The organism is Anaeromyxobacter sp. PSR-1 (assembly GCF_000964525.1).
Lineage (GTDB): Bacteria > Myxococcota > Myxococcia > Myxococcales > Anaeromyxobacteraceae > Anaeromyxobacter.
Map to the genome: position 1 here is coordinate 1 of NZ_BAZG01000206.1, position 7,393 is coordinate 7,393.

At 76.3% G+C, this 7,393-nt stretch carries 7 protein-coding genes; 1 reads left to right on the forward strand and 6 read right to left on the reverse strand.

What is annotated here, in order from left to right; genetic code table 11:
• Window positions 1-132: 132 nt before the first annotated feature.
• From PSR1_RS20200 to PSR1_RS20215, 4 genes are all read right to left on the reverse strand, one after another.
• The gene (locus PSR1_RS20200) at window positions 133-1,593 is read right to left on the reverse strand and encodes a DEAD/DEAH box helicase (RefSeq protein ID WP_082100321.1); all 1,461 of its coding nucleotides are present in this window, start codon (window positions 1,591-1,593) and stop codon (window positions 133-135) included.
• 31 nt (window positions 1,594-1,624) lie between these two features.
• Window positions 1,625-2,719, reverse strand: a complete 1,095-nt coding sequence (aroG, locus tag PSR1_RS20205) for a 3-deoxy-7-phosphoheptulonate synthase AroG (RefSeq protein ID WP_059439199.1) — start codon at window positions 2,717-2,719, stop codon at window positions 1,625-1,627.
• Window positions 2,720-2,845: 126 nt separating this feature from the next.
• On the reverse strand, window positions 2,846-3,487 hold the full coding sequence (locus PSR1_RS20210; RefSeq protein ID WP_059439200.1) for a hypothetical protein: 642 nt from the start codon (window positions 3,485-3,487) through the stop codon (window positions 2,846-2,848).
• A gap of 82 nt (window positions 3,488-3,569) precedes the next feature.
• Window positions 3,570-4,646, reverse strand: a complete 1,077-nt coding sequence (locus tag PSR1_RS20215) for a hotdog domain-containing protein (protein WP_059439201.1) — start codon at window positions 4,644-4,646, stop codon at window positions 3,570-3,572.
• 109 nt (window positions 4,647-4,755) lie between these two features.
• Between PSR1_RS20215 and PSR1_RS20220 the strand changes: the two genes are divergently transcribed.
• Window positions 4,756-5,889 (forward strand): DNA topoisomerase IB, encoded by a 1,134-nt coding sequence (locus tag PSR1_RS20220; RefSeq protein ID WP_059439202.1) that lies wholly within the window; start codon window positions 4,756-4,758, stop codon window positions 5,887-5,889.
• Window positions 5,890-5,901: 12 nt separating this feature from the next.
• Here PSR1_RS20220 and PSR1_RS20225 read toward each other — a convergent pair whose 3' ends face one another.
• A complete protein-coding gene (locus PSR1_RS20225) occupies window positions 5,902-6,804 on the reverse strand; it encodes a glycoside hydrolase family 16 protein (protein WP_059439203.1) in 903 nt (300 codons plus the stop codon).
• Window positions 6,792-7,393, reverse strand: a 602-nt coding sequence (locus tag PSR1_RS20230; protein ID WP_059439204.1) for a hypothetical protein, incomplete at its 5' end; no start/stop codon positions are given. The genes PSR1_RS20225 and PSR1_RS20230, both read right to left, overlap by 13 nt.

Genomic DNA, 7,393 nt, shown 5'->3' on the forward strand with positions numbered 1-7,393 from the left:
CGACCGCGAGCGCAGCGCCGCCGCCGGGTTCCGGCACCACTTCGTCAAGCCGGCCGACCTGGAGGCGCTGCTCGCCGCCGTGGCGGCGGTCGGGCGGGATCGCGGCCGCGCGCCGGTGGCGCAGGAGCGGGCCTAGCGGCGCCGCTTCGGTCCCCACGAGCCGACGCGGCGGGGCTTCGACCCGGCGCCGGCCGCGGGGGGCGCGCTCCGTCGCGAGGCGGACGCGGCGGGTTGCGCGCGCGGTGCCCGCTCGCCCGACGTCGCGGCGCGCTCGGCGCCCTGGCCGCCCGTCAGCCGATCGCGGTGCGCGGCGGCGCGGCGGCGGTTGCGGTTCATGCCCGCCGGGCGGGCGCCGGGGCCCGGGTTCGCCTGGGCCGCGTCCGCCCGCTGGAGCTCCGCCTGGAACGTGGCGTGCTCGCGCGGCACCTCGGCGCGCGGGATGGGGGCGCGGGTGAGCCGCTCGATGTCGCGGAGGAGGTCGAGCTCCTCCGGCGAGGCGAAGGCGGAGGCGCGGCCGCTCGCGGCCATGCGCGCGGTGCGCCCGACCCGGTGCACGTAGTCCTCCGGCACATGGGGCAGGTCGAAGTTCACCACGTGGCCGATCTCCGCCACGTCGATGCCGCGCGCCGCGATGTCGGTGGCGACGAGCACGCGGTACTGGCCGTCGCGGAAGCCCTCCAGCGCCATCCGGCGCTGCGCCTGCGAGCGGTCCGCGTGGATGCGCGCCACCTTGTGCCCGGCCCGCTGCAGCGCCTTCGCCACCTTGTCGGCGCGGCGCTTGGTGCGGGTGAACACGAGCGTGGACAGGTCGTCGTCCTCCAGCAGCGCCAGCAGGAGCGGCAGCTTCTCCCGCTGCTCCGGCAGGAACACCCGCTGCTCGGCCCGCTCGGCGAGCGTGCCGCTCCGCGCCACCTCCACCCGCACCGGGTCGCGCAGGTGCGCGCGCGCGAAGTCGGCCACCTCGCCGGCCATGGTCGCCGAGAACAGCAGCGTCTGGCGGACCTTGGGGACGCGGGCGAGGATGCGCTTCAGCTGGGGCGCGAAGCCCATGTCCAGCATGCGGTCGGCCTCGTCGAGCACCAGCACCTCCAGGCCGTCCAGGCGTGCGGTGCCCTGCTGCAGGTGGTCCACGAGGCGCCCGGGCGTGGCCACGATCACCTCGTGATCGCGCAGCGCCGCGCTCTGCGCGCCCATGCCCACGCCGCCGATCACGAGCGCGCCGCGGACGTGGCGCCCGCGGCCGAACCGCTCCAGCTCGCCGGCGATCTGGACCGCCAGCTCGCGCGTCGGGGCGAGCACCAGCGCGCGCGGCCCGGGCTTGCCGTGCGCGGAGGCCGGCCGGTCCTTCGACGGCGCCCCGGACAGCCGCTCGACGATGGGGAGGAGGAAGGCGGCGGTCTTGCCGGTCCCGGTGGCGGCGGCGCCGATGACGTCGCGGCCCTCCAGCGCGGGCGGGATGGCCTGCGCCTGGATGGGCGTGGGGTGCTCGAAGCCGGCGCGCTCCAGCGCGTGGAGCGTCTTCTCGGAGAGGTTCAGGTCTGCAAAGGTCGGGCTCAAGCGCGGCACCATAGCCGTTCGGCGGCCGCCGCGCATGGAGGATCGCGCGCCTCCGCCGCGCGGGGGATCAGGCGGGGGCGGCCTCGGAGCCGCCGTTGAAGCCGGCCTCCTTCACCCGCCGATCGCGCACGGCCGCCGCGAGGCCGTCCAGCACGCGGACCGTGTCCTCCCAGCCCAGGCAGCCGTCCGTGACGCTCTGCCCGTAGTTGAGCGGCTTCCCCACCTTGAGGTCCTGCCGCCCGGCCACGAGGTGGCTCTCGATCATGACGCCGACGATGCGGACCTCCCCGCCGGCCACCTGCGCCGCCACGTCCGCGCAGACCGGGACCTGGTTCTCCGGCTTCTTCTGGCTGTTCGCGTGGCTCGCGTCGATCATGAGCCGCTGCGCCAGCCCGGCCTTGCCGATCTCCTGGCAGGCGGCGTCCACGCTGGCGGCGTCGTAGTTCGGGGTGCGCCCGCCGCGCAGGATGATGTGGCAGTCCTCGTTCCCGTTGGTCGAGACGATGGCGGAGTGGCCGCCCTTCGTCACCGACAGGAAGTGGTGCGGCTGCTGCGCCGCCTTGATGGCGTCGATGGCGATGGCGACGTTGCCGTCGGTGCCGTTCTTGAAGCCCACCGGGCAGGACAGGCCCGAGGCGAGCTCGCGGTGCACCTGGCTCTCGGTGGTGCGCGCGCCGATCGCGCCCCAGGACACGAGGTCGGCGATGTACTGCGGCGTGATCATGTCGAGGTACTCGCAGCCGGCCGGCACGCCGATCTCGGCCACGTCCAGCAGGAGCTCGCGCGCGACGCGCAGGCCGCGGTTGATGTCGTAGGTCTTGTCGAGGCCCGGGTCGTTGATGAGCCCCTTCCAGCCCACCGTGGTGCGCGGCTTCTCGAAGTACACGCGCATCACGAGCTCGAGGTCCTCGGCGTGGCGCGCGCGCTCGTCCAGGAGCCGCGCCGCGTACTCCTTCGCCGCCCTGGTGTCGTGGATCGAGCAGGGCCCGACCACCACCACCAGGCGGTCGTCCATCCCGTGGAGGATGCGGTGGATCGCCTGGCGGGCGCCGTGGACGACGGCGGACGCCTTCTCGGTGCACGGAAACTCGCGGATCAGGTGCGACGGCGGGGCGAGCTCCTTGATCCCGCGGATGCGGAGGTCGTCCGTTCTGTAGGGCATGCGTTCCTCGGTGGCCGGAACGCACATCCTACCGCAGCCCGGGCGGGGGTGCCGCCCGGGCTGCGGAGGGGCCGCCGCGCGGTCGGCGCGCAGCCCCGCAGCGCGGCGAAGCCGCGCCCGCGGGCGCTAGAAATCGATCCCGACGCGGCCGGTGGCGCCGAACGTCACGCCGCCGAGCTCGTACTCGGCGCTCGTGTCCGGGCCCCCCTCGGACGGGCGGACGGTCACCGGGACGTTCTTGCTCGTCACGTCCCACCGCGCGAAGCCCCAGACGCCGATGAGGAAGCCGAGGCCGCCGCCCAGCTCGGCCCGGTAGGCGATGCCGGGGCGCAGGCCCACGTAGGCGAGCCACTCGGCGTTCGAGCCCCGGGTGATCACCGCGGGGTCCTTCAGGAAGTCGCCGTAGCGGCGGCCGCCCGCCTCGCCGAGCGCCTCGAGGCGGATCGCGCCGAGATCGAACCCGAGGCCGGCGAGCCCGCCGACCGCGGTGATGCTCGGTCCGTCCTTCTTCCAGGTCCGGTCCGCCACCGCGCCGAGCTCGAGGAAGCCGAGCTTGAGCGTGGCGAGCCCGCCGACGATCTGGGCGGAGTTCTTGAGGCGCGCGGTGTCGGACAGCGCGGCGTCGAGGCCGTGCTTCAGGCTGGTGGCGTCGGCGCGCTCGACGCCGTAGTGGAGCTCGAGCGAGAAGAACGCCCGGGCGGGCGCGGGGGCGGCGAGCAGGACGGCGGTTGCCAGGACGGATGCGAAGGCTGCGAGGGCTCGGTGCATGTAGGTTCCTCCCGGACGGACGGTGCGCCCCGGCCGGCGGGCGCGCCACCCCCCGTCCAGCCCGGGGCCGGGCGGCGCCCGGTCAGTCCCGCTGCGCGCCCGTCAGGTAGGAGAGCAGCCAGCCCTTCGCGCTGCGCTCCTCCAGCCCGCGCAGGTCGCGGCGCGCGGCCAGGTAGCGCGCGTCCTCGGCGTAGTCGGAGGGGTGCAGCGTGGGCACCGGCACCGGCCGCAGGTCGCGGTCGATGTTCACGAACGTGAAGCGGCACGAGTTGGAGAGCGCGCGGGCGCTGCGGTCCCGGCTGATCCGCTCGATGCCGGTCTCGATGCAGACCATGGCGCCGTCGGTGTAGACCACGCGGCTGGTGAGGTGGAGCTTGTCGCCGATCTGCACCGGGTGGAAGAAGTTCACCCGGTTCACCGCGGCCATGACCGGGCGGTCGAGCGCCACGCGCTCGGCGCAGATGGACGCCAGCTCGTAGGCGCGGCGCATGATGTAGCCGCCGAAGATCACCGCCGAGAGGTTCTCCTGCTCGGGGTAGGTGCGCTCCCAGGTCTCGGTGACCACGTCGCGCGCCCGGACGCCGGCGAAGCCGGGCTCCTCCTGCTCGCGGTGCAGCGCGGACAGCAGCAGGAACTCGTCGCGCGAGGGCGGCTCCACCAGGCTGTCCTGCTCGCGCCGGTAGGCGGCCCGGCGCGCCGCGGCGCGGGCGGCCCGCACCCGCTCCACGTCGTCGCCCAGCTCCAGCGGCGGGACCGCGACGCTGCGGGCGCCCGGCCCGTCGCCGTCGCGCGCCACCATGGTGAAGTAGCAGGAGGCGAGGTGGGCCTGGTCCGGCGCGGACTCCACCCGGATGCCGACCTCCATCGAGGTCCGGCCGACGTGGTTGATGCGCGCCAGGCACCGGACGTCGCGCGTCACGTCGGCCACGCGCCGGACCACGATCTCGTCGAGCGCGGCGGTCACCACCCGCGCCTCGGGCTGGAAGCGCTGCGCGTACGCCATGGCGGTGTCGGCGGCGAGCCGGTCGAGCACCTCCAGCAGCACGCCGAACCGGAAGTTCCCGGGGATGGGGTCCTTCAGCACCATGAAGCGGCGCCGCAGCGCGGCGTCGGTGGAGAGGGGGAGGACGTGCTCGCAGGTGGTGTCGGTGGGGCGCATGGGGCTCCGGCCCGGGCACGGCGCCCGGCTCGGATGCGGATACCGCAGGGCGCCCGGAGCGTCCAGCGCCCGGTGCCGCGGGGGCCGGCGGTGCGCATCACTGGAGGGGATGCGCGCCATCGAGAGGCTCCAGGCGGTCGGCCTCCGCCGCGCCGGCACGCCGCGGGCCGGCTTCCGCTGGGTCCGCCCGGACGGCCGCCCGGCGGCCGCGGCGGACGCCGAGCGCGCGCGGCGGCTGGCGCTGCCGCCGGCGTGGACGGACGTGCGGGTCAGCCCGGTGGCCGGCGCGAAGCTGCAGGCGATCGGCCGGGACCGCGCCGGGCGCTGGCAGTACCGCTATCACCCCGAGTTCATGCGCCGCCGCTCCGGCGCCAAGTACCGCCGGCTGCTCCGCTTCGCCGCGGCGCTCCCGCGGATCCGGGCGCGCGTGACCCGCGACCTGCGCCGCCGGGACCTGGGGCGGGCGCGCGTGCTCGCGGCCATGGTGCGGATCCTCGCCACCTGCCCGATGCGGCCGGGCAGCGAGGCCTACGCGCGCGAGCACGGGAGCTACGGGCTCACCACGGTCCGGCCGCGGCACGTGCGCGTCCTGGGCGACCGGGTGGTGTTCGACTTCCGCGGCAAGTCCGGCCGGCGGCAGGTGCGCGAGCTGGAGGACGCGCCGGTGGCGCGGCTGGTGCGCGCGCTGCTCCGGGTGCCGGGCCGCGACGTGTTCAAGTTCGAGGAGGACGGCGAGGTGGTGGACGTGCGGCGCCGCCACCTGAACGCCTACCTGCGCGAGGCGGCCGGCGCGCCGTTCACCGCCAAGGACTTCCGGACGTGGGCCGGCACGGTGCTCTGCGCGAGCGAGCTCGCCGTGCGCGAGCGGGAGATCGTCCCGGGCCGGACCAGCCGCCGGCAGCTCGAGGTGGCGGCGGTGAAGGCGGTGGCGGGCCGGCTCGGCAACACGCCGGCGGTGGCGCGCGCCTCGTACGTGAGCCCGGCGGTGCTGCACGCCTTCGGCCAGGGGAGGGTGATCGGCTGCTGCTACGCGCCGGAGGAGCTCGGGGTGGCCGTGACCCGCGGGCTGCACCGGGTGGAGGCGGCGCTGGTCCGCCTCCTGCGCGAGGAGGCGCCTGCCCCGAGGGCCGCGGCGCGGCGGGCGGACCGCGGCGGGGGCGCGCCCCTCACCCGCGCGGCCCGCCGGCCCGGGTTCGCGCCGCGCGATCGGCCCCGCGCGGCGGCGCGTGCTCCGGCGCCGTGAGGCGGCGGCGCGTCACGGCGCCGGCTGCCAGGCGCGCACCCAGTCCACCTCCATGAAGTCCTCGCTCGCCGCGGCGGGGCCGTAGCCGCCGGACGGGATCGTCCCGGCCCAGCTCCGGTCCTTCACCTCGCAGGTGAGGTAGATGGGCTGGGACCGGTGCGACACCGCCGCCGAGGTGCTCCAGAGCGGCTGCTGGTCCACGTAGAACGTGTAGCCCGCGGGCGTCCACAGGACCGAGAACGTCCGCCAGGCGCCCCACACCGGCCCGCCGTCGGGCGGCGGCTGCGTCCGGTGGGCCTTCTTCCAGTCCGCGCCGAACCCGTCCCAGTTGATGCCCGACATCACCAGGTCGCGCACGTTCCAGCCGCCCCCGTCCACCACGCGGTGCTCCACCACGTCGATCTCCACGCCGGCGGCGCCGGGATCGCCGATGGGCTGGCCGTAGGTCTCCGGGTACAGCCAGAACGCGCACCAGGTGCCGGGCACCTCGTGGAAGCGGATGCGCGCCTCGACGTAGCCGTAGGTCAGCTCGAACAGGCCGACCGTCTCGAGATAGCCGGTGTGGTGCACGCCGGCCTCGTCGGTGAACGTCGTGATCCGCAGCAGGCCGTCCTGCACCGTCGCGGAGGCCGGGTCGTTGAGCGCGTCGCGGCGGCGCCGGGCCTCGACCACCCAGCGGGCCGGGTCCACCGCCGTCCCGTCGAACTCGTCGCGCCACACGAGCGCGTAGCCGGGGAGCGGCGGCGACGGCGCCACGCCGGCGGGCGGCGGCGGGGCGGGGATGGGCGCGTCCGGCGGCGTCCACCCGGGCACGGGCGCGGACGGCGTGGCCGGCGGCTCGCCCGGCGAGAGCAGCCCGCACCCGCACACCGCCGCGAGCGCGGCGGCGATCGCCGGCCGGATCAGCGCGTCCACAGCGCCCCCGCCATGAGCGCCCCGCGCCCCTGCCGATCCTTCACGCCCGGCGTGCGCAGCCGGTCCAGCGCCAGCTCGTCCCGGTAGGTGACGAACAGCGCGCCCGTCCGCCCGCTCCAGCGGCCCACCGACCAGCCGAGCCGCCACGCGGGCGCCGGCGCCGCGTCGCGGGCGCGCTCCAGCACGCCGGGCACCGTCCGGCCGAAGCCCCCCATCACGTACCAGCTCCCCCACAGCGTGAGCGCCGCGCGCGCGCCGGCGTACGGCCCGCCCTCGAACGGCACGGTCGCGTACACGGCGGGTGCCAGGCAGAGCGGGCCCAGGCACCCCGCCGGCAGCTTGTACCCGGCGCTCGCCTCCGCGTGACGCAGCGTGAACCGCTCGCCGGGGCGCACCGGCCCCCAGTCGTGCACGTGCAGGAAGGCGCTGCCGGGGCGGGCGGACTCGAGGCCGGCGCCCCACAGCAGGCGCACGCCGCCGTCCTGGGACCACGGCGTCAGCTCCCCGCCGGCCCGGAGGAACACGGCGCGCCAGGGCGCGAGCGTGAGCACCGCGCCGGTGGACTGGCCGTCGCGGCCCCGGTAGCCCA